Below are 22,129 nucleotides of genomic sequence, written 5' to 3'. Positions count from 1 at the left end.
GTGCAAACCTTTACAGACGCTCTTAAAAATTTGGTTTTAAATTACCATATCCCAAAAGAGTTATTGTCTGGGGTACCCTAAAGGGCAATGAGTTGCCATAGCTTTTGGGAGAAAAACCCTAGAGATTGAGCGTGGCTTGGATTCAAAATGCTACAATAGCACTAGCGGATTAGCCGCAAAAATCTTTTTTGGAGGACATGATGAAAAAGCATGTAGTGTTTTTTGAGGCTGTGGGTGGCACAGATAAGGGTAGAGACGGGCATAGACGCGACACCATGCCCATGATAGATTATCTAAAAAAACTTGGCTGGCAGGCTGAAGTGGTGCAACTCACCGATGAAATCTTAAAAGATAGCGGAAAAACACAGGGCATTTACGAATATGTGCAAAAGGTGGCAGATGCCTATGTTTCACGGGTCAATCCGGGCAATTTGAAAGAAGAGAAACTATATTTTGATCTCTTGCGCAAACTCTGCGACCATGGCGTGGTTGGCATGCCCCACCCAGATGCGATGATTGGTTATGGAGCAAAGGACGCGCTCACCAAACTCGCCGATACCGAGCTAGTGCCCGATGACACTTACGCCTATTATGACAAAGAGGAGGCAAAGCGCATCGGGGTAACTTGGGCGGACAAACACGATTTCAAAAAGACTTTCCCTAAAACCCTCGCTAAGGGCGAACGGGTGTTAAAACAAAACCGTGGCTCCACTGGTGAGGGCATTTGGCACGTGCAACTAGAAGAGCCTCTGCCTGCGGGAGTGAGTGAAGTCCCCCTAAATGCCAAAATTAAATGCATTGAAGCGGTGGATAACCATGTAGAACACCGTCAATTGGGCGAATTTATGGATTTTTGCGAAAAATACCTAGTTGGGGATAACGGCATGCTGGTGGATATGACCTTTTTACCCCGCATTAAAGAGGGCGAGATTCGCATTCTGATGCTCTACAAACACCCCATTTATGTGGTGCATAAAAAACCCGCTGAAGGGGCGGACGCATTTAGTGCCACTCTCTTTAGTGGGGCAAAGTACCGCTATGACAAGCCAGAGCAATGGGATGAGCTCGTGCATTACTTTTTAAGGCAACTCCCCCATATCCAAACCAAACTGGGCAATTATGACCTGCCCCTGATTTGGACAGCCGATTTCATTTTAGACACGGATGAACATGGCAAGGACAAATACATTCTAGGCGAAATCAATTGTTCTTGCGTGGGCTTTACCACCCCGGTAGAGTTTTTGGACAAAACCGCGCGCAAAGTGGCTAATACGATTATCGATATTCTTGAGGACAAACTAGGCTAATTTAGGTAAATTGGAGGGGTTGGTGCCTAAAAAGTAAGCTTGTATATTGATCTGTTTGTGGTAAAATGGACGAAACCTCCAATCATGATCTTAAAATAAGGGAAATTATGGCTAGCAATAGTATTTATGTTAAAAACCGCATACGGGGCAAAATCTCTTTGCACGAGAGGGGGCAGGGAAACTATCGAGTGCATTTTGAAACCAAAGATGTTGTGGTGCAGGCCAAATGCCCCATTGCAGATGTCGAAAATTGTCAAGTTGATGATGATATCACCATCATCCTTAAGGTCATATCTATGCTGATTCCTAATTTTAGCCAGCACCTAAAGCTAGACCCTATGGCTTTTACCGGACGGATTTTAACTATTAAACCCGACCGCAAGGAAGTTAATATGCAACGCATAGAGGTCCATCTAGATGATTGTAGCGTGGATTTTGTCTTAGATCAAGGCTCCATTGAGCTTTATCGCCTAGAAAATGGCAAGGAGCTTGTGCTTTTTTGCAAGCCCGAACACATCACCATTTACTAACCCCTCTTAGAGTTTAAAGGGTTTTGAGCTCCTCAGGAGATAGTTCTTCGTAGAAGCGTTCAACATCCAAATGCGCACCCAAATATTCGGCGATTTCCTTAGCGTCCTTGAGCGCATTTTCTAAACAGCTGGTCGCGCCCGGGGAGGGAGTCATGTTAAAGGTGATTCCCCGACCAGTAACGATTTTCTTTTCCCCTAATTCTAATTTTTTGCGGGTACGATCGAGCACTTGGGGGCGTACTTCCCCAAAACCATAGGCATACTGCAGATCGCCCAAGTAGAGTGAGGGGATGATCTTGCGCGCATCGTGTAAAAACTTGCGCTTGCCAAAGAAGGGCAATTCAAAGACCAAGTTTTTAAAGACATAGTTGCGGATGTCTCTTTCTGAGAAAAGATCATAGACAATCCCCATTACATCGGGGTTAAAGTCCATTTTGAAGAGCTCCCAACTCACACCCTTTAAGAGATTTTTATTACGCTCTAATTTAGGCATCGCAAAAGCTGTTGGTCCTAAGCGGGTCTTGCCTTTGATCCACACATCCGGGTCGCCATGCAAGGCTGCAAAGGGGAGTTTGGGGTTTTGCACGGTATAGACCTTACCACGCAACAAATTGCCGGGTACAAAGTAGAAACTCCCCGCTACAGGCAAACAACCCAGTTCCAAACCATAGCCCATAGACTGGGCTAGGGGCAAGGAATACGACCCAGCATCAACTAGGACAAACTTCCCATAGATTTCATCTCCCTCTGTAGAGATCACCGCCCATTCGTCATCCATGCACGACTCAATGCGGGACACTTTGAAGTTAAAAAAGACATGGTTTTCGGAGTGGATTTTCATGGCCTCTTGAACAAAATTCTCGCTCAATAACTCAAAGTTCATACCACACCAATATTTCTCAAAACCACTCCCAACAACATTTTCGGGGCGATCTAGGCCTTGTTCGCCCAAAATCACCTTGGGTTCAATTTGCTTGATCTTGGCTTTATCAAAAAAAGTGAGACCAGGGTAAATTTCTTGAAATTCTTCATGCCTTTTGGTTATGAAGGCGCATTCCTTATCACCCACCCCAATTGCCATCTTCTGCATTTCAAAGATAACCGTATTTTGTAGGTTTTTGTTGAGGGCGTAATTTTTGAGCTTTTCAGCTGCAAGCCTAACTTTCTTGGCTTTTTGGGCGGTGTAATTGGTTTCAATCGCACCGTCATGGATAGTTTGGGAGTTGGCTTTGGCATTCGAGCTCACCTTAGCCAAACCACCTCTTCTCTCCACCAAAGCGATTTTTTTTAGGTCTGTATATTGGCTCAACGTCCAAAGTAGGGCACAACCAGACACCCCGCCCCCCACAATCACCACATCAAAATCCCGCTTCATGTAAGTCCTTTATTTGAATTAAAAAGCCCGATCTTAGCATATTATATTTAGCATAATCAATACACCACCAGCTTTAAGCTATAATCATAAAGATCGGACATCGCCTTGACCCGATCGATTAGGAGTTTGGAATGTGCAAACATGTCCTTGTGTTCTTTGCCCAGTCTTAAAGTTGTGATCACTGCTTTACCAATGTTGTAAATGTGGGTCTTTTTGCGGTGCTTGGGCACAGAGATTGCCCAAATATTATGCGCCACGATGGCTTTTCTGTGGCGCGTACCCAGATAGAGCATGATATGCCCTTTGAGCCAAAGAATGGTCGCAAAGGGGGTGGCGTGTTTGATGATGTAGGCTTCTTTTTTATGTGCAGACATGTGGCTAAGGTCGATGGCATTTTTGGCATACTGCACTTGGGCTAGAGAGTTCCGGGGTAATAAAATCCCAAAACTAGCAAAGCTATCCCGCGTGAAAGCCGAACAATCACGGTCTTGATGCGCTCCCCCCCAGCCGTATTTTTGCCCTAGCATGGTGTCTATGATGGTCGCCATAGTCTTTTGGGTGAGCGGACGGGGAAAGGGGGTAAAATCTTTGGGATTGACAAAAGCCGGGCTCAGATACGCATAACCCTCTTGATCTTGTTTGTAGATATAGACCTGCCTAGAAGTATTGGGGATTTTTAAGAAAATCTCACCCATGTGCGCTGTTGCTAGATAGTTCCTGCGTTGATCATAGAGGGCTATTTTGTCGCGTAAAGGGGTGAGGTATTCTTTAAAACGCATCACTTGCTGGATCATTTGGGGTTTGATGGGAGCAATGTCTTCCACACGCACCCAGCCAAAAACAAAACTGCTTTGGATATGGGCGTAAGTGCGTTCCTTGTTGTAGTGGGTGATGAGCACGGGTGTACCGGCAAAAATAAAGGAATTTTGCCAGCGATCAAAGGGGTAACCATCTTTGGTGCGGTAATAAGGCTCATCAGTAGGCACAGCGCGTACGCTGGTATCGGCTAAAATGACTGCTTTAAGGGCGGTGCTGGGGTAGTGGGGGATGTCCATACTTTCATAGAGAGCTTGCATGCGTACGGGGTCATTGGGCTTGCCATCTTTGCCAAAACCCAAAGCACTGAAAGTATCCAGCATCCAAAAAACTTCATGAGTATCCATCACGGGCATATCCACCCAAGGGGCATACCATTGCTCCAAATACGCTTTTTTGAGTTTGGCTTTAGAGGGAATGGGTAGGGCGTGTTTGGGGAGGTAATAGGTCGCTTTTTGGGGGAGTCTGATTAAATCCAATAAAACCCCATCATGGGCCAATGCTCCTGCTAAAAATACCACAAGAAGGAGCAAAACTTTAGGCATGGCAATGCTTTAAGAGTTCTTGAACTCCCTGAGTGATGAGCCCATAGACCTGCTCTAAATCTTTCTCTTGGGTGAAGGTGTAAGGATCGGGGATGTCTATTCCGCCTAGTCCAAAGTCCCCTAATTTGTAAATGTGGGGGTGGGTGATGCCCAGCGTGCCTAGAGATTTGACATTGCTTGTATCCATGGCAATGATCCAATCATGACGGGTGGCTAAGGTTTGGGTAATGGGTTTGCTTTTAAAGGGAGTTAAATCAATGCCATGCCTTTTGGCTAGGGCAATGATGGGTGGGTGGGCATGTTCGCCCTCATGGTAGTTAGAAATACCCGCCCCATCGACTTTTAAATTTAATTGTTGCTTTTGGATCAGCTCAAGTGCAATACCCCGTGCCAACATGGAACGGCAGATATTGCCCAAACATAAAAATAAGAGGCTTTGGGGTTTCATATACGCAAGTAGCTTCTGAGCAAACGCCCATATTGGGGGCTACGCAATTTTTTAATGGCACTGCTCTCAATTTGGCGTACCCGCTCGCGCGTAACATTGAGCTCTTTGCCAATCTCTTCTAGCGTGCGATCGCTCTCGTCTTCAAGCAAACCAAAGCGCATACGGATCACGGATTTTTCGCGTTCGTTGAGTTGATCGAGCACCCCATCAATCTGGGCTTTTAAGTCCTCACGCATGATATGTTCCATCGAGCCGACCACATTTTTATCTTCCACAAAGTCCCCAAATTTGCCATCATCATCGTTGCCCACCGGCGACTCGAGGCTAATAGGCTCTTTAGTGATTTTGATCACATTTTTGACCTTATCTAAAGGCAAACCCACCTCCTTGGCCACCAAATCTAAATCTGGCTCCTTGCCATTTTCTTGCATGCACTTGCGCATGACCTTGTTGATGCGGTTGATGGTGTCGATCATGTGGATGGGGATGCGAATAGTGCGGGCTTGATCGGCGATTGCACGGCTAATGGCTTGTTTGATCCACCAAGTGGCGTAAGTGGAAAACTTGTAATTTTTTTCATGTTCAAACTTATCCACCGCCTTCATCAAACCAATATTACCCTCTTGGATCAAGTCCAAAAAGGGCAACCCACGGGAGGTGTAGCGTTTGGCGATGCTCACCACAAGGCGTAAGTTGGAGCGTGCCATTTTGTTTTTGGCTTTATCTGAAATGAGCTTGCCCCGCTTGATTTGCTCTAAAATCTCCTTGAGTTTGCTAGGTTCTAAATCAAAGCCATCTTCGCTCGCCTCCTTAGTTTGGAAGAGCTTTTTAATCTCCATGTAAATGCTGATCATGGTTGCCTCTGGGACCATGCTAGCAATCTCCTCCTTGCTCATGGTGGTGATGGTCTTTAAAATGTTTCTGTGGTTCTCAATAAGGCTTTCATTGAACAAAGACAGCTTGTATTCGAGGCGTTTGAGTTCCTTTTCAAACCCATCCCCACTTTTAAGTGAAGTTTCCATTGCTTTGACCAATTCGCTGATGAGCTTGCTTGTGGGTCCTAGGTCGTAGAGCTTTTCTTTCAACACACGGCGTTTATAGGCCAAAGTCAAGGCGTATAAAAGCTCGTCCTCTTGAGAAGTGGGCGGAGTGTTGAGCGATTTGAGCCAATCTTTTTTGGCCTTATCTAGGGCTTTAAAGCTCTCCAAGACTTTTTCAACACGATTTTTATCCTTCTCGGAGAGATTTTTTTTCACCTCCAAGCCTTCCTCATCTTCGCCCTCCTCCATCTCAACTTCCTCGTCTTTCTTGGTCGCACTCTCCTCGTCATCGAAGTTTCTAAACAACTCCTTGACTCGTCTTTCGCGATTGATCAACGCCTCTTTATAGCCATAGATGAAGTCAATCAAATAAGGCACAGAACAGATGGCATCTAAGATAATGTTTTCGCCTAGCTTGATCTGTTTGCTTAATTCCACTTCCTCATCTTTGCTCAAAAGTGGGATCTCGCCCATTTCGCGTAAATACATCCGCACGGGACTATCGCTCCTAGACCACTCGTGCAATTCCTTTTCCTTGATAAAGTCAAGGCTGTCCTCCTCTTCTTCTAAGGCTTTGGATCGTTTGCGTGTCGTTTTTCTTTCCATAGAGTGGAGAGAAGTGAGCGCATATTCTGAGGAGTGTATGAAACTCTTGTGGTATTTGAGTGCCAAATCCTTGATCTTCTTGATCTGTGCTAGCGTGGGGATTTTTTGGATAATATCCACAATGCGCTCATAAGAAACACTAGAGTCGCTCTCTTGGAAGAGTTGTTCTAGCTCTTCTTGAATTTTATGGGGGTTTTTGGTAGATTTGTGGTTAGCATTTTCCATGTTCAAACATCCTATACAATTTGGAGTAGGCGCACCAACGCCACAGCAACAATTTAGAAAGAGAAAAACGCACGTATTATATTTAATTTTAGCTTACAAACAAATTAATACAGAGGTGCTCATCTTATCGAGTAATATGCTATAATCAGGTCATGTTTGGAATGGGTTTTTTTGAGTTATTGGTCGTGCTTGTGGTCGCCATCATTTTTTTAGGACCTGAAAAATTCCCTAAGGCTTTAGTGGATATTGTTAAGTGTTTCCGTGCGGTTAAAAAAACGCTCAGTGATGCTAAAGAGACTCTAGATAAGGAGATTCACATCGAGGAACTTAGGCAACAGTCTTTGGAATACAAAAAATATTTTGAAGAAAGCGCGCAGAATGTGCAAAACTCTTTAAAAAGGGAACTAGAAGAGGTCAAGGAGATCAAGGAGTTGCAAGAGTTCAAAGAAATCACCCAAAGCATTGCCAAAGACAACCCCTTAGATAGTTTGGCTGAGGAGGTGCATGCTGATGAGAAACCTAAAGTGAGTTTGGAGAAAAAACCCCCCGATGCTCCTAGATGATCTCAAACCCCATTTACAAGATTTACGCAAACGCCTGCTGATCTCCATCGCCGTTTTAGTAGTCACCTTCGGGCTGTGTTTCCATTTTTGGCAGGTTATTTTTGAGTGGATCAAAGCTTCCTACCATGGTAAGCTCATACAGATTTCCCCGATTGAGGGAATCATGGTGGCTATCAAGGTGAGTTTTTTTGCTGCTTTAGTGGTGTCCATGCCCGTGATCTTTTGGCAAGCATGGCTTTTTATCGCTCCCGGGCTTTATAAAAATGAAAAAAAGGTGGTTTTGCCCTTTGTTTTCTTTGGAACTTTGATGTTTATTGCAGGCGCATCATTTTCTTACTACATTGTCTTCCCCTTTGTGATCAATTACCTCTCTACCTTTGGGAATGCGGTTTTTGAGGCCAATATCTCTGCTTCTAGCTATGTGAGCTTTTTTACCCGTTTGATTCTAGGTTTTGGCATTGCGTTTGAATTGCCGGTTTTGGCGTTTTTCTTAGCCAAAGTGGGTTTGATCACCGATGAAAGTTTGAAAAATTACTTCAAATATGCCATTGTGGTGATCTTTATCATCGCCGCCATCATCACCCCCCCCGATGTGATGAGTCAGGTCCTAATGGCACTCCCCCTCATTGGACTCTATGGACTCTCTATTTTAATCGCCAAATGGGTTAATCCCGCTTCCAAACTCTAATGCCCGTCCCTAGAGAGTTCTTGCGCACGAGCTATACCTACCATTTGCCACCACACTTGATCGCGACGCACCCCATTAGTCCCAAAGAAGAGGCTAAATTAATGGTCTATGAACGCACCAGTGACAAACTCACCCACACAACTTTTAAAGAAATCTTTAATTTTTTCCCCCCCAATGCCCTTGTGGTTCTCAATGATACCAAAGTGATCAAGGCCCGCCTTTATGGGTACAAAGAGCAGGGCAAACCAGTAGAGATTTTGATCCACCAGCCTCAAGGTTTATTGGACTGTATGGTGCAAATGCGTGGGAGAGTGCGTGCAGGTTTGGTACTTGATTTAAGGCATGGGTATTGTGTCCAAGTGCAAAAAGTGTTAGAAAATGGCATGCGCTTGGTGCGTTTTATCAAGGAGAGAGAGGGGTTTTTAGAATGGGCAGGGGTTTTAGAGATGTTGGAACTCTTAGGGCATGTGCCCCTCCCACCTTATTTAAAACGCTCTGATGAGGTGCAAGATTTGCAAGATTACCAAAGCGTCTTTGCTAAATATCCCGGAGCCATTGCTGCGCCCACCGCATCTTTACATTTCTCACAGAGCGCAAAAAACCACTTATTAAAGAACTTTAGGCATGTTTTTATCACCTTGCATGTGGGGGCGGGGACTTTTTTAAGCGTACAGAGTGAGGATATCAGGCAACACCCCATGCACGCCGAGTTTGTGCAGGTATCCCCACAAGCGGGGGAGGCCCTAGACAATGCCCCCTACATTTTATGTGTGGGCACCACTGCTTTAAGAGCCACGGAGCATTACAAAAGGGGTTTTGGGCTTGAACCTTGCAATCTCTTTTTGCACCCAGGCAATCCCGTTAGGCACGCCCAAGCCCTACTGACTAATTTTCATCTGCCTGAATCAACTTTAATCATGTTGGTCGCGTCTATGGTGGGCTTGGACAAATGCCTAGAACTCTACAAAATTGCCATAGAACACCATTATCGTTTTTATTCTTATGGCGATGGGATGTTGATCTTATGAGGGCTAAACTAGACCTATTTGCCCATTTGCTTTTAGAGTGGGGGGGTGTGCATAATTTGAGCGGTGCAAAAAGCCATCAAGACATTAAGAACAATATCCAAGACAGCTTGCAAGTTTTGGACTTTATCCAGCCCTTTAGGTCCTGCTTAGATATAGGGAGTGGGGCGGGCTTTCCAGCCATCCCCTTAAGTCTAGCTTGCCCCCATGCCCGCTTTATTCTGTTGGAGCCCAACGCTAAAAAAGTGGCTTTTTTACACCATGTGAAGATTGCCTTGAACTTGAATAACCTAGAAATCCAACGCATGCGGATCGAAGCATTAAGCCCCCAAAGTGTGTTGGTCGATCTCATCACCTCTAGAGCCTTGATGAACGCCCAAAATTTGATCGCCCTAAGCGCGCCCTTTTTAAGGGAGCAGGGGCATTTTTTATTTTACAAGGGTAGCCATCTGCGCACCGAGATCGCTTGTGCTGATTGCGAATGCCATGTATATGGCAAACGGGTTTATTTTTACTCCCAAAGGAGAGATTTTGCTTAGGTTATTGATTCCCCTACTCATCATTGGCTGGATTTGCTGGCTCTTTTTGCGCCCCAAAAAGAGCAAACCCCGCCCTTCTAATCCTTCCCAAATTGAGAGCCTATTAGAGTGCGCGCATTGCCAAACCTATGTTTCCAGCCAAGAGGCGTTTTTTAGCAATGGGCGTGCTTATTGTTGCCAAGCGTGCTTGCAAAAGGGGGATTCATGTTAGTTTTTGGACACCCTAAAATCCCCTGCATGCCCTTTAAATGCGTAGCTGATATACAGGCGATCGCCCAAGTACCTAGCCACACGATCCCCTTTTTCCAAACCTATAATACAGACGCTTTTGGACTTTCTAAGCATTGTAGCGATCAAGGTGTCAAATACGCTGTATGGGTGCAAAACCCTTTAGAGTGTACCTTAATGGCTAATTTTAAACCGGCGTATATCTTGGCAGAAAACCAACTAGAAGAGTGTCAAAGCATTGCTAATGACTACTTACTAGATGCGCGTATTTTAAAAGTGATTGAGCGGGAGGAAGAATTAGAAGAGGTGCTCAAATTGCGTTTAGATGGTGCGGTGTTCCAGTCTTTTTTGTGGCTTTAGAGTGTTTTTAGCCTTTATAGACTAGAATAGTCCTCTTGGAGAGATGTCCGAGTGGTTGAAGGAGCACGCCTGGAACGCGTGTAAGGTGCGAGCCTTCAAGGGTTCGAATCCCTTTCTCTCCGCCATTTTCCCCTATTTTTATATTTTTGACAAATAAGATCAACTTAGAATAAATAATATTATCTTGGCATGCCAAGATATTAACAAAGGTTAGCCAAAACAGACTAGAATCCGTCCCGTTGGTAGCCTAGCTATTCAATAATACAAATTTGGTAGAAGGAGTTTAGGATGAAATTGACCCCTAAAGAGCTAGACAAGCTCATGTTGCATTATGCGGGCGAATTGGCTAAAAAACGCAAAGCGAATGGCGTTAAGCTCAATTATACCGAGGCGGTGGCTCTCATCAGTGCCCATGTGATGGAAGAAGCGCGTGCGGGTAAGAAAAGTGTAGCAGATTTGATGCAAGAAGGCAGGACTTTGCTCAAAGCTGATGATGTCATGCCCGGTGTGGCCCATATGATCCACGAAGTGGGGATTGAAGCTAATTTCCCTGATGGGACAAAACTGGTAACCATCCACACTCCCGTTGAAGATGGTGGGCATAAACTTGCTCCCGGTGAAGTGATTTTGAAAAACGAAGACATTACTTTGAATGCGGGCAAACAAGCCATCACTTTAGAAGTGCATAACAAAGGCGATCGCCCTGTGCAAGTGGGCTCCCACTTCCACTTCTTTGAAGTTAATAAGCTTCTCGAATTTGATCGCGAAAAAGCCTATGGCAAACGCTTAGACATTGCTTCTGGAACTGCTGTGCGCTTTGAACCCGGTGAGAAGAAAACCGTGGAATTGATTCAAATTGGTGGTAACCAACGCATTTACGGCTTTAACTCTCTAGTGGATCGCCAAGCCGATACCGATGGCAAAAAACTTGCCTTGAAGCGCGCCAAAGAACATGGTTTTGGCGTTGTTAATTGCGGTTGCGACAAAAAATAAGGAAAGGACAATCCGATGAAAAAAATTTCTCGAAAAGAATATGTTTCTATGTACGGGCCCACTACGGGCGATAAAGTGAGATTGGGTGATACCGATCTAATCCTAGAAGTCGAACATGACTGCACCACTTACGGCGAAGAAATTAAGTTTGGTGGCGGTAAAACCATCCGCGATGGGATGGCGCAAACCAATAGCCCTAGTAGCCATGAGCTCGATTTAGTCATCACCAACGCCTTGATCGTGGATTACACCGGCATTTACAAAGCTGACATTGGCATTAAAAACGGCAAAATCCATGGCATTGGCAAGGCGGGTAATAAAGACATGCAAGATGGCGTTTGCAACAATCTTTGCGTGGGTCCTGCTACTGAGGCTTTGGCTGCCGAAGGTTTGATTGTTACAGCCGGTGGGATTGACACCCATATCCACTTTATTTCTCCCCAACAAATCCCAACTGCCTTTGCTAGCGGGATTACAACCATGATTGGTGGGGGAACAGGACCTGCTGATGGGACCAATGCGACCACCATCACTCCAGGACGCTGGAATCTCAAAACCATGCTCCGCGCTTCTGAAGAATATGCCATGAACTTGGGCTATCTAGGTAAAGGGAATGTATCCTATGAACCATCCCTAGTTGATCAACTCGAAGCTGGAGCCATTGGCTTTAAAATCCACGAAGACTGGGGTAGTACACCTGCAGCCATCCACCATTGCTTGAATGTGGCTGACAAATACGATGTGCAAGTGGCTATCCACACCGATACCCTGAACGAAGCGGGTTGTGTGGAAGACACTTTGCAAGCCATTGCTGGGCGCACTATCCACACTTTCCACACTGAAGGTGCTGGTGGGGGACACGCTCCTGATGTCATTAAAATGTCTGGCGAATTTAATATCCTACCAGCCTCTACCAACCCCACCATCCCTTTCACCGTGAATACAGAAGCCGAACACATGGATATGTTGATGGTGTGCCACCACTTGGATAAAAACATCAAAGAAGATGTCCAATTTGCTGATTCTAGGATTCGTCCCCAAACAATCGCCGCTGAAGATAAACTCCACGATATGGGGATTTTCTCTATTACTAGCTCTGACTCCCAAGCCATGGGCCGTGTAGGCGAGGTTATCACACGCACTTGGCAAACAGCGGACAAAAACAAAAAAGAATTTGGTCGCTTGCCTGAGGAAAAAGGCGATAATGACAACTTCCGCATTAAACGCTACATCTCCAAATACACCATCAATCCTGCCATTGCACACGGCATTTCTGAATATGTCGGCTCTGTAGAAGTGGGCAAATTTGCGGATTTGGTACTTTGGAGCCCCGCTTTCTTTGGCATTAAACCCAACATGATCATTAAGGGCGGATTCATCGCGCTTTCTCAAATGGGCGATGCTAATGCGTCTATCCCCACTCCCCAACCCGTGTATTACCGCGAAATGTTTGGCCACCATGGCAAAGCCAAATTTGATACCAATATTACTTTTGTGTCCCAAGTGGCTTATGACAACGGCATCAAGGAAGAATTGGGCTTGCAAAGAGTGGTTTTGCCAGTTAAAAACTGCCGCAACATCACCAAAAAAGATCTCAAATTCAACGATGTGACCGCTCACATTGAGGTCAATCCTGAAACCTACAAAGTGAAAGTAGATGGTAAGGAAGTTACCTCTAAAGCAGCAGACAAAATCAGCCTAGCACAACTTTACAACTTGTTCTAGGTCTTTTTTAAGGAGGGATGGAGGGGGTTTTCTGTTTTGATTTTTGGCATTGTTGGGGGGAGTCGATTTACTTTATTGGTTTATAATGAAGTCAAGAGAATTTTTTTCGCCACAGCCTACAGCACTTGTTTTGGGGGTTTTGCGTGCGTGATGGGGGCGATAGGAAACTCTAAATTTTCACCAAAGGATGGTCATGTTAGGACTTGTGCTGTTGTATGTTGCAATCGTTTTGATTAGCAACGGGGTTTGCGGGCTTGCCAATGTCGATGCTAGAAGCAAGGCCGTGATGAATGTGTTTGTAGGCGGGCTTTCCATCATCTGTAATGTGATTGCCATCGTCTATTCCACTTTCAACCCCACACCCGCAGTAACAGGTGCAGAGGATGTCGCTCAAGTATCTCACCACTTGATTAACTTCTATGGACCTGCTACTGGCTTGTTATTCGGTTTCACCTATATGTATGCGGCGATCAACAACATCTATAATTTGGATTGGAAGCCTTATGGGTGGTATTGTTTGTTTGTTACCATCAACACCATCCCCGCAGCGATCCTCTCCCACTACTCAGATGCGCTTGATGATCACCGCCTTTTGGGCATTACCGAGGGTGATTGGTGGGCGTTTATTTGGCTCGCTTGGGGCGTGTTGTGGCTCACTGGTTGGATTGAATGTGCACTGGGCAAAAGCTTAGGCAAATTTGTCCCATGGCTTGCCATCATCGAAGGCGTGATCACCGCTTGGATTCCCGCTTGGTTGCTCTTCATCCAACACTGGTCTTGAGGTCAAGCTTTGCGCATAGAAAGCATTTTAGGGAATTTAAAGGAGGGGGGTAGCTCTAAGGAGCTAGATTTTATCGATTTGGAGTGGTTTGATGCCCAAAAGAGAATGGGGCGTTTCACTTCACAAAAAGGTGCGGAGTTGGTTCTTAAGCTCAAAAACCCCCCCAAGATGGGCTTATGCGATGGGGATATTCTCTTTGAAGATGCCACAAGCCTGATTGCTATCAACATTATCCCCACTCCCACCCTCCATGTCTATACTGATAGCACGGCACAGGTGGCTCGTTTGTGCTATGAAGTGGGGAATCGCCATGCTTCGCTTTACTATGGGGATAGCCCTTTGAGTTTTAAAACCCCATTTGAGAGGCCCTTGCAGGTCTTGTTTGACAAATTAGCTTTACGCTATGAGGTTTTAAAAAGCAAATTGGATGCCTCGCAACGCATCAGTGTGAGCGCGCCCCATGCCGATCCTCTGCAGGAGGGCGGTGCGCCTTTGAAGTTTAAAAGTGCTCCTGATTTGCAAATCGTGATGAAAAAGTAGGTCCATGCAAAAAGATTTTTTATTGCTCCAAGTGAATGATGCCATGTTCCCCATTGGGAGTTACACCCACTCCTTCGGGTTAGAAACCTATATCCAGCACAAGGAAGTTTCTAACAAAGAGAGTGCACTTGATTACATGCGTGCTTATCTCTCTACCCAATTTTTATATACCGAACTCTTAGCTCTCAAATTGGCTTATGGCTATGCCAATCAAGAGGATTTGGAGTTAATTTTGGAGATGGAGGAGCAGATTTGTTTAGCCACCCCGCCCTTAGAATTGCGTAGTGCCAACCAAAAATTGGGGAATCGTTTTTTAAAGACTATTGGCGTGTTGGATCTCCCCCTGAGTCCATTTTTTAAAGACTACATGCAAAAAAGCACCACCCCCACCCATGCAAGTGCTTATGGAGTCTTCTGTGCCTGCTTGGGATTGGGATTAGAGGCTGGTCTAAAACACTATCTCTATGCGCAAAGCTCTAATATGGTGATTAATTGTGTCAAAACCATCCCCCTAGCCCAAAATGACGGGCAACGCATTTTATTAGCCCTACAAGAGAGCTTTACAACCCTGCTCGCCACTTTAGAGGGCTTAGACGCAAGCCATCTATGCGCAGCAAGTATCCAAAACGACATCAAGGCGATGCAACACGAGCATTTGTACTCCAGACTTTATATGTCTTAATCCATCTAGCAAAGGAAAATCATGGTTAAAATCGGTGTTTGTGGTCCTGTGGGCAGTGGCAAAACGGCTTTAATTGAAGCCCTAACTAGGGCAATGAGCCAACAATACAGCATAGGTGTCATCACTAATGATATCTACACCAAAGAGGATGCTGAGTTTTTGTGTAGAAACTCTGTGATGCCCAGAGAGAGGATCATTGGGGTAGAGACGGGGGGGTGCCCGCACACCGCCATTAGAGAGGACGCATCGATGAATTTGGAAGCAGTGGAAGAATTGCATGCCAAATTCCCCGATATTGAGTTGATGTTTATTGAGAGTGGCGGGGATAATCTCTCCACCACCTTTAACCCCGAGCTAGCTGACTTCACGATCTTTGTGATCGATGTGGCCGAGGGGGATAAAATCCCTAGAAAAGGGGGTCCGGGCATTACCCGTTCCGATCTGCTCATCATCAATAAAATTGACCTAGCCCCCTATGTGGGAGCAGATTTGGGCGTGATGGATCGCGATTCTAAGAAAATGCGTGGAGAAAAACCCTTTTTATTCACCAATATCCGCTCTAAAGAGGGCTTAGATCATGTGATTGGCTGGATTAAAAAATACGCGTTGCTAGAGGACTAAACTTGGCAGTGCAACACCCCACCAGCTACGCCCAAGCTTCTAGGCTTTATTTGAGGACCAAAATCGGACAAAATGGTAAGTGCGTGATCGCCGATAACTACTTTAGCCCGCCCTTTAAGCTCATGCCCCCTTTCTATGAAAAAGGCAACATGGCTGAGATCATCTTGATCGCTGTCAGCCCGGGGATGCTCAAAGGAGATGCCCAAGAGATTCAAATGGACATTGGGGAAAATTGCCGGCTTGAGCTTTCGTCTCAAAGTTTTGAGAAGATCCAAGATACTGAGGATGGGTATGCTAGCCGCAATACCCAAATCCATATCCACCAAAACGCTTTGCTAGACTTCTCCCCCCTACCCATTATCCCCTTTGCCAATGCGCATTTTAAAAATCATAGCCATATTGTGTTGCACCCAAATGCCCAATTGCTTTACAGCGAGATCATCACGGCTGGGCGCATTGCGATGGGCGAGGCTTTTGCCTTCCATAAAATCCACTCTACGCTCAAAATTTCTACCCAGGAAGGCGAGTCTCTTAGAAGTGTCTTTTTAGATAACACGATTTTAGAACCCACTAGCATGGATTTAAGAAACCCGTGCATGTTTGGCAATTACACGCATTACTTGAATGGGATTTTTTTAACGCGCCTATTAAAATTAGAGGATCTTTTAGAGTTGCTGGAGAGCGCACAGATCAATGCCGGGGTGAGCCTCTTGCCCACTAGATTGCCAGAGGGCTATCATAGCCTATGCCTCAAGGCTCTAGCCAATGGCTCGGAGCCTTTATTAGCCTTGCGCAAACGCATTTCACTTTTGCTTTTAGAACGCATGGAGAGTTGAGCGGGGTTTAGGGTGCTCTGTGTCAAAGCCTCAGCGTTTGCCACACGACCTAGACTCAAAATCCTCCATTATTGGGTTTTCCAAAACAGCCAATAAAGACTAGCCACCCAAGCCCCATATTTAGATTCTTTGTGTTAGCATGTCTTAGATGGGGGATTTGGAAATACCTGATCTGAGAAGTGGTGGCTATTTGATAATAAAGGATAATCATGTCTTATAACATTAGCAAGAAAATTTTAAATATTGTTGGGCGCACCAATGCCACCTATAACTTGATTGGCGAGGGCGATCGCATTTTGGTGGGACTAAGTGGGGGCAAGGATTCGATTTTACTCTCTTGTTTGTTAGCCCGCATGAAAGCCCATGCCCCCTTTAAATTTGAATTTAAAGCCGCTACGGTGCATTATGGACTTAAAGAGGATTTGGCGTGGCTTAGCGATCTATGTCTAGAACAAAATATCCCCCATGAGATTCTTTATACCAATATCGCCCAAACGATCAGAGAAAAACGGCGTGAAAAAAGCTCATATTGTAGTTTTTGTTCGCGCATGCGCCGGGGTGTACTTTACAACTATGCCCTAGAACATGGCTACAACAAGCTAGCCATCGCCCACCATTTGGATGATGCGGTGGAGAGCTTTTTTATGAATTTTACTTATAATGGGAGTTTGCGTAGCATGCCCCCCATTTACAAGGCTGAAAATGGGCTTTTTGTGATCCGTCCGCTGATCCACATTAGAGAACGCCAGAGTATTGACTTTGTGTACTCCCAAAATATCCCCACCGCCCCGGATTGCAACTGCCCAGCTAAACAGCCCGACTCAGACAAACCCCCTATTGCAAGGCTAGCCACCAAGAACTTTTTACAAGAAATGGAGAGAAATAACCCTACTCTCTTCACTTCACTCAAAAACGCCTTTTGCAATGTGCATGCCAATAGCTTTAGCGATGGGGCATTTTTAGATACTTAAAAGGACAACCCATGTTCTCCGATCTGCTTGTTTTTTTAATCTTCATGGTGGTAGCCCTGCTCATTGACTTGAAAGCCCACAGCCAAGATCAGACCATCACGCTTAAAAGTGCGTCTCTGTGGTCGCTCTTTTGGGTGGGGGTTGCCCTGCTTTTTGCGCTTTATTTGCTCATCCATGATGGTAAAACTAATGCCTCCTTATTTTTAACTGGTTATGTGTTAGAAAAAGCCCTATCGGTAGATAATCTCTTTGTGATGATGGCGATTTTTTCGTGGTTTAAAGTGCCCGAAATTTACCGCCACCGCGTGCTTTATTATGGCATCTTGGGCGCGATTATTTTTAGGTTGATTTTTGTCTTGATCGGGGCGGGATTATTGCACCTATCAGCGTATGTGGAGATTCTTTTTGGCTTGCTAGTGGGTTATAGCTGTGTGGTGATGATTCAAAACCAAAACAAAGAAGAGGAAGAACAAGGCGAGGATTACTCCCAACACCTTGCCTATAGATTGGTCCATAAATTTTTCCCGGTTTATCCAAAACTTATCGGGCATGATTTTTTTGTGAGCAAGGAGCGCTTAGACGTGCTTGAAAAAAACCTAGATTCTCACGAAGTGAATGCTTTACACCACCAGAGTGCCTTCAGCAAGGCTAAGATCATCGCCACCCCTTTGTTTCTGTGCTTGGCCGTGATTGAGCTTAGCGATGTGATGTTTGCCTTTGATAGCGTACCGGCTGTGATTGCGGTGAGCAAAGAACCTTTGATCATTTACAGTGCAATGATGTTTGCGATTTTAGGCTTGCGTAGCCTTTATTTTGTGTTGGAAGTGCTAAAGGGTTATTTGGTCTATCTGGAAAAAAGTGTAATCGTGGTGCTAGGCTTTATCAGCCTTAAGCTCATTTTAGATGCTACCTCTCACCTCTTCGGTTTTGGTTTGCAGATCAGCCCCACCCTCAGCCTCTACATCGTCTTAGGCGTGCTGGGCGCGGGCGTGCTCCTTAGCTTTTTCAAACCCAAAGAATCTTAGTCCTTTTGTTCGGGGGGTGTGTGCCTTAATCGGGTGATGGTCTCCCCGCCCAAGCCACAATTATCAGTATGGATTTCATCAATGATCACAATTGTAGCTTCTCTCTTTTTGCCCAATATATCCACCACCAAATCGGTAACCCCGCTAATGAGTGCGCGTTTTTGCTCTGCGCTAGCTCCCCCATGTTCTTTTGAGATACGAATGTTAATGTATGGCATCAATTTCCTTTCCATTTTTGCGAATATCCTAACATATACTTTCCTCAAATAGACTTAAAGCTTGCGAGATAAAACCCTATCTCAATATTGGTTTTTCTTATTATTAACTATGTTATGCTATAAGCGAGAGATATTTTGGTGTAAAGGAGAGTGAAATGTTAAAGGAGAAGCTCAAACAACTTAGAAATGCAAACAACTTAACTCAAGAAGAGCTAGCACTCAAGTGTGGCGTGAGTTTGCAAAGCATCAAGCGCTATGAGAGTGAGCAAAAAAGTAATATTACTCTAGATACCCTAGAAAAGCTCGCCAGTGCTCTCAATACCGATCTGCATTTTTTCACATCTACTCATAGGGAGGTTGAAGATATTGTCATGGTGCCCTATTTTAAGGATATGCGGGCTGGCATGTCCAAGAATCAAGAGGGCAATCACATGGTTTTTCTCCCACAGAGCCGATCTTTTCTCAAAAAACATTTTGGGATCACCTCTACTGATCATTTGGGCTTGTTACAAGCAGTGGGGAACTCTATGGAGCCACTCATCAAGGAAGGGGATTTGCTTTTATTCCAAAATGACGACACCCGCTATGAAGGGGCAGTTTATGTCGTGAATTTGGATAGTGAATACTATGTCAAACGGCTTTGCAAACGCCCGCAAGTGTCTTTGATTAGCGATAATCCGGTTTATCAGCCTATTATTTTGCAATCCTTAGATGAGATTGAGATTTTGGGGAGAGTGGTGGGGGTTTTGCACACTTTCAGCTTATAGAACGATAGTGGAGGGGAATTTAAGATATCCATTATTTTATTTACGTTTGTGTTTTTTTCGTTAGCTTTGCTGTGCAATAATTCCCAAAATAGTTCCAAACTGCAAGGGAAGTCAATGGGTGTCTTGGAGGCTCTCAGAATCAGGAGATATTTCGTATTTTGGATCTTCGTGGGGGGGTGCGTATTGGGGGTCGTTTTGAGCGTTTTGACCGTGCAGGCGGTGGAATGGACTGGGGATGATAAATTTTGTGGAATCTGTCATATCATGACACCTGAGCTCAATTCTTACCATTTGGACAAACATGGGGGCAAAAATGGCGTGGGGTTTCAAGCAGCTTGCGTGGATTGCCACTTACCCCATGACAATGTGTTGAATTATTTTATCCGCAAAAGCATTTTAGGCATTGAAGATGTTTATGGCAACACCTTTAAAGACCCTAAAAAATTTGATTGGGAGAAGAACAGAAAGAGAGCAAAAGAATATGTCTTTGACACAGGCTGTTTGCGTTGCCATGCCAATCTCAAGGATGCCACTTCCTCCAACATGAAAGCCTTTCTGCCCCACCGAGACTACTTCAATGGATTGAGTCAAAAAAAATGTGTAGAATGCCATTTAGATGAAGTCGGGCATAAAAACTTGGGCTTACACTTGAAAGAGTACTTGAAAGAAAACTACAAGCCCTATCCCAATGCATTTCTTGTCGATGGGAAAAAGATGAGTCTAGAGGAACTCTCAACAATTCCCAATCCTAAACTGGGCACAAAAGCAACGAAATCCCAAACAAAGGAGTGAAGATGTCAAACTTGATCATAGGAGATAACCATGCGTGTGGTTAAAAAATGCCAGTCATTGGTCTTAGTCGTTTGTGCAGTGCTCGGGAGCTTGTCTGCACAGACACACAAGACACAACACAATGGAGGCGGGACAAGTGTCAATAATGCGATGGATGTGCAGTTGCCCCTAAAGACTTTTAGAAACTTGGGAGCTGAAGCTAAGGGCTGTATCGAATGCCATGCAAAGGAGACTCCCGGGATTGTGGCTGATTGGAAGATGAGTCGCCATGCCCATGCAGGCGTGAGCTGTATTGATTGCCATAGTGTTACCAAGGATAGCCCCATGCTTACCATGGATGGCCACCATGGTTCTAAAATCCCCATCTCTGTGCTTGTTTCCACAAATACCTGTGCTAAGTGCCATGAAAAAGAGGTGGAGGAGTTTAGACACAGCGGGCATGCTAGGGGTGCGGTGCAAGTATTTGCCAAACAGAGCATGCGCGATTTGATGCGTCTAGTCGAGGGTAGAGGGCATCCGGATTTAGGGCGTGCTCCAGAGGCAACCGGCTGTATCCAATGCCATGGCTCTATCATCAAATTAGACAAACACAGACGACCCACCCCCGAGACATGGCCTACCTATGGGATTGGCACCGCCTTCCCCGATGGGTCTGTGGGCAATTGTGCTAGTTGCCACAGCGCGCATAAATTCAGTCTAGAGGAAGCTAGAAAACCAGCTGCCTGTGCGAGTTGCCACTTGGGTCCTGATCACCCCGATATTGAGATTTACAACAACTCCATGCACGGGCATATCTTTAATGCTGAGGGCAACAAATGGAATTTTGATGCTGCCCCGGGGACTTGGAAAGTTCCTGACTTTAGAGCCCCCACCTGTGCGACCTGCCATATGAGCGGAAACTCTAAGAGTGCGGTTACCCACAATGTGAGTCGCCGTTTAAAATGGAATTTGTTCATGCCCTTAAGCGAGCTTAGAACTGGGGGGTATGAAACGGCTAGCGATGCTTTCAAATTTGAAAACAAAATCACGCATGGTAACCCCCTTGCAGGTAACCCTCAAGGTCCAGAGGCTGCGCGTGCTGAGATGAAAGCGGGTTGTATGGATTGCCATAATTCTACACACATTGATAATTTCTTCACCATGGCCGACAAGAATATTTTGCTCTACAATGAGTATTGGAAAGAGGCGGTGAAGATGAAAGAGGAATTGGCTAAAAAGAACTTGTTGGGTAAAGACATGTGGGCTGATGAATTCCAAAATACCATGTATCACCTCTGGCACCATGAGGGTCGCCGTATGCGCCAAGGGGGTATCATGGGTGGTCCGGATTTCTCCCACTGGCATGGGGTCTTTGAGGTACAACAAGATATCCGCAAATTGCGTAAAATCTATGAAAAACGCCTCAAAACCAATAAGATCGAGGATTGATGGGGTGTGTAGCTTGGGCACTTATTTTCTTAAAATAAGCTACCAAGAGTAACAGAAGACCCTAAAGGTTGGAGGGGCGGGGGCGATTTGTCTCAAAATATTCTCCATTTTGCTAAAATAGCCATCGATGTTACAATCAAAAGCCGTTTTCAAAGTTATGTTTTTGTTCTTCCCGATCCAACTCTTATCTAAAGCCCCAACCTCTGGTAAAGGGCGCAACACCACAACCAAGCAATTCAGTGATATTTTCCTAACAACCAACCCAAAAACCCCCATGCTTTTTGCTAAAACACTGAGCGGGTGTGTACCCCTGCGGGGGGGGGGGGGGGGGACCCCCCCCCGGAAAAAACCGGGTGCAAGGGTGGTTGTTGGGGGGTTGGGGTGGGGTTTTTGTTTTTTGAAAAACGGGTTTGTTTGTTTTTTTTTGGGGTGGGGTATTTTTGCGGGGGGGGGGG

At 45.3% G+C, this 22,129-nt stretch carries 25 protein-coding genes and 1 tRNA gene; 21 read left to right on the top strand and 5 right to left on the bottom strand.

Features of this window, described 5'->3' with window-relative positions:
* Positions 1-200 precede the first annotated feature (200 nt).
* Together FNE76_RS07040 and FNE76_RS07035 are read left to right on the top strand one after the other, a co-directional pair.
* Positions 201-1,307 (top strand): Cj0069 family protein, encoded by a 1,107-nt coding sequence (locus FNE76_RS07040; RefSeq protein ID WP_120948401.1) that lies wholly within the window; start codon positions 201-203, stop codon positions 1,305-1,307.
* Positions 1,308-1,414: 107 nt separating this feature from the next.
* On the top strand, positions 1,415-1,837 hold the full coding sequence (locus tag FNE76_RS07035; protein ID WP_120948402.1) for a hypothetical protein: 423 nt from the start codon (positions 1,415-1,417) through the stop codon (positions 1,835-1,837).
* 13 nt (positions 1,838-1,850) lie between these two features.
* Here FNE76_RS07035 and FNE76_RS07030 read toward each other — a convergent pair whose 3' ends face one another.
* The 4 genes from FNE76_RS07030 to rpoD are packed head-to-tail and all read right to left on the bottom strand — an operon-like array spanning position 1,851 to position 6,892.
* Positions 1,851-3,212: an FAD-dependent oxidoreductase gene (locus tag FNE76_RS07030; protein WP_120948403.1), complete on the bottom strand. Its 1,362-nt coding sequence runs from the start codon at positions 3,210-3,212 to the stop codon at positions 1,851-1,853.
* A gap of 56 nt (positions 3,213-3,268) precedes the next feature.
* A complete protein-coding gene (locus FNE76_RS07025; RefSeq protein ID WP_120948404.1) occupies positions 3,269-4,573 on the bottom strand; it encodes an SH3 domain-containing protein in 1,305 nt (434 codons plus the stop codon).
* Positions 4,566-5,021 (bottom strand): low molecular weight protein-tyrosine-phosphatase, encoded by a 456-nt coding sequence (locus FNE76_RS07020; RefSeq protein ID WP_120948405.1) that lies wholly within the window; start codon positions 5,019-5,021, stop codon positions 4,566-4,568. The genes FNE76_RS07025 and FNE76_RS07020 overlap by 8 nt, the downstream gene beginning before the upstream one ends.
* Entirely contained in the window at positions 5,018-6,892 is a 1,875-nt protein-coding gene (gene rpoD, locus FNE76_RS07015) for an RNA polymerase sigma factor RpoD (protein WP_120948406.1), read from the bottom strand. The genes FNE76_RS07020 and rpoD overlap by 4 nt, the downstream gene beginning before the upstream one ends.
* A 152-nt stretch (positions 6,893-7,044) precedes the next feature.
* Between rpoD and tatB the strand changes: the two genes are divergently transcribed.
* The 16 genes from tatB (at position 7,045) to FNE76_RS06935 (ending at position 18,469) form a co-directional block, all read left to right on the top strand.
* A complete protein-coding gene (gene tatB, locus FNE76_RS07010) occupies positions 7,045-7,455 on the top strand; it encodes a Sec-independent protein translocase protein TatB (RefSeq protein ID WP_120948407.1) in 411 nt (136 codons plus the stop codon).
* Entirely contained in the window at positions 7,442-8,143 is a 702-nt protein-coding gene (tatC, locus tag FNE76_RS07005) for a twin-arginine translocase subunit TatC (protein WP_120948408.1), read from the top strand. The genes tatB and tatC overlap by 14 nt, the downstream gene beginning before the upstream one ends.
* Positions 8,143-9,171 carry a tRNA preQ1(34) S-adenosylmethionine ribosyltransferase-isomerase QueA gene (queA, locus tag FNE76_RS07000; protein ID WP_120948409.1) on the top strand — a complete coding sequence of 343 codons (1,029 nt, stop codon included), beginning with the start codon at positions 8,143-8,145 and terminating at the stop codon, positions 9,169-9,171. The genes tatC and queA overlap by 1 nt, the downstream gene beginning before the upstream one ends.
* Complete coding sequence (gene rsmG / locus FNE76_RS06995; RefSeq protein ID WP_120948410.1) at positions 9,168-9,707, top strand: 16S rRNA (guanine(527)-N(7))-methyltransferase RsmG; 540 nt, start codon at positions 9,168-9,170, stop codon at positions 9,705-9,707. The genes queA and rsmG overlap by 4 nt, the downstream gene beginning before the upstream one ends.
* Complete coding sequence (locus tag FNE76_RS06990) at positions 9,700-9,918, top strand: PP0621 family protein (protein ID WP_006017449.1); 219 nt, start codon at positions 9,700-9,702, stop codon at positions 9,916-9,918. Before rsmG ends, FNE76_RS06990 begins: the two co-directional genes overlap by 8 nt.
* Entirely contained in the window at positions 9,912-10,295 is a 384-nt protein-coding gene (locus FNE76_RS06985; RefSeq protein WP_120948411.1) for a hypothetical protein, read from the top strand. The genes FNE76_RS06990 and FNE76_RS06985 overlap by 7 nt, the downstream gene beginning before the upstream one ends.
* A 37-nt stretch (positions 10,296-10,332) precedes the next feature.
* Positions 10,333-10,420 (top strand) — tRNA-Ser (locus FNE76_RS06980).
* A gap of 163 nt (positions 10,421-10,583) precedes the next feature.
* On the top strand, positions 10,584-11,288 hold the full coding sequence (gene ureA, locus FNE76_RS06975; RefSeq protein ID WP_104640777.1) for an urease subunit alpha: 705 nt from the start codon (positions 10,584-10,586) through the stop codon (positions 11,286-11,288).
* A 15-nt stretch (positions 11,289-11,303) separates the two neighbouring features.
* Positions 11,304-13,013: an urease subunit beta gene (gene ureB, locus FNE76_RS06970; protein WP_120948412.1), complete on the top strand. Its 1,710-nt coding sequence runs from the start codon at positions 11,304-11,306 to the stop codon at positions 13,011-13,013.
* A gap of 193 nt (positions 13,014-13,206) precedes the next feature.
* Positions 13,207-13,794: an AmiS/UreI family transporter gene (locus FNE76_RS06965; RefSeq protein ID WP_120948413.1), complete on the top strand. Its 588-nt coding sequence runs from the start codon at positions 13,207-13,209 to the stop codon at positions 13,792-13,794.
* A 9-nt stretch (positions 13,795-13,803) separates the two neighbouring features.
* Entirely contained in the window at positions 13,804-14,334 is a 531-nt protein-coding gene (locus tag FNE76_RS06960) for an urease accessory protein UreE (RefSeq protein ID WP_120948414.1), read from the top strand.
* Positions 14,335-14,338: 4 nt separating this feature from the next.
* Positions 14,339-15,016, top strand: a complete 678-nt coding sequence (locus FNE76_RS06955; RefSeq protein ID WP_120948415.1) for an urease accessory protein UreF — start codon at positions 14,339-14,341, stop codon at positions 15,014-15,016.
* A gap of 21 nt (positions 15,017-15,037) precedes the next feature.
* Positions 15,038-15,637 carry an urease accessory protein UreG gene (ureG, locus tag FNE76_RS06950; protein ID WP_120948416.1) on the top strand — a complete coding sequence of 200 codons (600 nt, stop codon included), beginning with the start codon at positions 15,038-15,040 and terminating at the stop codon, positions 15,635-15,637.
* A 2-nt stretch (positions 15,638-15,639) separates the two neighbouring features.
* Positions 15,640-16,473, top strand: coding sequence for an urease accessory protein UreD (locus tag FNE76_RS06945; protein ID WP_120948417.1), 834 nt, complete (start codon positions 15,640-15,642; stop codon positions 16,471-16,473).
* Between the two features lie 209 nt (positions 16,474-16,682).
* On the top strand, positions 16,683-17,444 hold the full coding sequence (locus FNE76_RS06940) for an ATP-binding protein (protein WP_120948418.1): 762 nt from the start codon (positions 16,683-16,685) through the stop codon (positions 17,442-17,444).
* Between the two features lie 11 nt (positions 17,445-17,455).
* Entirely contained in the window at positions 17,456-18,469 is a 1,014-nt protein-coding gene (locus FNE76_RS06935) for a TerC/Alx family metal homeostasis membrane protein (RefSeq protein WP_120948419.1), read from the top strand.
* Here the strand turns inward: FNE76_RS06935 and FNE76_RS06930 are convergent.
* Positions 18,466-18,687, bottom strand: a complete 222-nt coding sequence (locus FNE76_RS06930; RefSeq protein ID WP_120948420.1) for a tautomerase family protein — start codon at positions 18,685-18,687, stop codon at positions 18,466-18,468. The genes FNE76_RS06935 and FNE76_RS06930 overlap by 4 nt on opposite strands.
* 155 nt (positions 18,688-18,842) lie before the next feature.
* Between FNE76_RS06930 and FNE76_RS06925 the strand changes: the two genes are divergently transcribed.
* The 3 genes from FNE76_RS06925 to FNE76_RS06915 all read left to right on the top strand — a co-directional run bounded on the left by FNE76_RS06925 (position 18,843) and on the right by FNE76_RS06915 (position 21,674).
* A complete protein-coding gene (locus FNE76_RS06925) occupies positions 18,843-19,454 on the top strand; it encodes an XRE family transcriptional regulator (protein ID WP_120948421.1) in 612 nt (203 codons plus the stop codon).
* A 195-nt stretch (positions 19,455-19,649) separates the two neighbouring features.
* On the top strand, positions 19,650-20,246 hold the full coding sequence (locus FNE76_RS06920) for a cytochrome c3 family protein (protein ID WP_235852379.1): 597 nt from the start codon (positions 19,650-19,652) through the stop codon (positions 20,244-20,246).
* A 30-nt stretch (positions 20,247-20,276) separates the two neighbouring features.
* The gene (locus FNE76_RS06915; protein ID WP_120948423.1) at positions 20,277-21,674 is read left to right on the top strand and encodes a multiheme c-type cytochrome; all 1,398 of its coding nucleotides are present in this window, start codon (positions 20,277-20,279) and stop codon (positions 21,672-21,674) included.
* The last annotated feature ends 455 nt before the right edge of the window (positions 21,675-22,129 follow it).

The organism is Helicobacter mehlei (assembly GCF_007280785.1).
GTDB classification, from domain to species: domain Bacteria; phylum Campylobacterota; class Campylobacteria; order Campylobacterales; family Helicobacteraceae; genus Helicobacter; species Helicobacter mehlei.
The sequence above is the reverse complement of the archived record's forward strand: the minus strand, read 5'-3'. Positions and strand labels throughout refer to the sequence as shown.

Excerpts from the sequence above, each read along its gene's own strand:
- FNE76_RS07040 (WP_120948401.1), top strand. The coding sequence starts at position 201 with ATGAAAAAGCATGTAGTGTTTTTTGAGGCTGTGGGTGGCACAGATAAG.
- FNE76_RS07035 (WP_120948402.1), top strand. The coding sequence starts at position 1,415 with ATGGCTAGCAATAGTATTTATGTTAAAAACCGCATACGGGGCAAAATC.
- FNE76_RS07030 (WP_120948403.1), bottom strand. The coding sequence starts at position 3,212 with ATGAAGCGGGATTTTGATGTGGTGATTGTGGGGGGCGGGGTGTCTGGT.
- FNE76_RS07025 (WP_120948404.1), bottom strand. The coding sequence starts at position 4,573 with ATGCCTAAAGTTTTGCTCCTTCTTGTGGTATTTTTAGCAGGAGCATTG.
- FNE76_RS07020 (WP_120948405.1), bottom strand. The coding sequence starts at position 5,021 with ATGAAACCCCAAAGCCTCTTATTTTTATGTTTGGGCAATATCTGCCGT.
- rpoD (WP_120948406.1), bottom strand. The coding sequence starts at position 6,892 with ATGGAAAATGCTAACCACAAATCTACCAAAAACCCCCATAAAATTCAA.
- tatB (WP_120948407.1), top strand. The coding sequence starts at position 7,045 with ATGTTTGGAATGGGTTTTTTTGAGTTATTGGTCGTGCTTGTGGTCGCC.
- tatC (WP_120948408.1), top strand. The coding sequence starts at position 7,442 with ATGCTCCTAGATGATCTCAAACCCCATTTACAAGATTTACGCAAACGC.
- queA (WP_120948409.1), top strand. The coding sequence starts at position 8,143 with ATGCCCGTCCCTAGAGAGTTCTTGCGCACGAGCTATACCTACCATTTG.
- rsmG (WP_120948410.1), top strand. The coding sequence starts at position 9,168 with ATGAGGGCTAAACTAGACCTATTTGCCCATTTGCTTTTAGAGTGGGGG.
- FNE76_RS06985 (WP_120948411.1), top strand. The coding sequence starts at position 9,912 with ATGTTAGTTTTTGGACACCCTAAAATCCCCTGCATGCCCTTTAAATGC.
- ureA (WP_104640777.1), top strand. The coding sequence starts at position 10,584 with ATGAAATTGACCCCTAAAGAGCTAGACAAGCTCATGTTGCATTATGCG.
- ureB (WP_120948412.1), top strand. The coding sequence starts at position 11,304 with ATGAAAAAAATTTCTCGAAAAGAATATGTTTCTATGTACGGGCCCACT.
- FNE76_RS06965 (WP_120948413.1), top strand. The coding sequence starts at position 13,207 with ATGTTAGGACTTGTGCTGTTGTATGTTGCAATCGTTTTGATTAGCAAC.
- FNE76_RS06955 (WP_120948415.1), top strand. The coding sequence starts at position 14,339 with ATGCAAAAAGATTTTTTATTGCTCCAAGTGAATGATGCCATGTTCCCC.
- ureG (WP_120948416.1), top strand. The coding sequence starts at position 15,038 with ATGGTTAAAATCGGTGTTTGTGGTCCTGTGGGCAGTGGCAAAACGGCT.
- FNE76_RS06940 (WP_120948418.1), top strand. The coding sequence starts at position 16,683 with ATGTCTTATAACATTAGCAAGAAAATTTTAAATATTGTTGGGCGCACC.
- FNE76_RS06935 (WP_120948419.1), top strand. The coding sequence starts at position 17,456 with ATGTTCTCCGATCTGCTTGTTTTTTTAATCTTCATGGTGGTAGCCCTG.
- FNE76_RS06930 (WP_120948420.1), bottom strand. The coding sequence starts at position 18,687 with ATGCCATACATTAACATTCGTATCTCAAAAGAACATGGGGGAGCTAGC.
- FNE76_RS06925 (WP_120948421.1), top strand. The coding sequence starts at position 18,843 with ATGTTAAAGGAGAAGCTCAAACAACTTAGAAATGCAAACAACTTAACT.
- FNE76_RS06915 (WP_120948423.1), top strand. The coding sequence starts at position 20,277 with ATGCGTGTGGTTAAAAAATGCCAGTCATTGGTCTTAGTCGTTTGTGCA.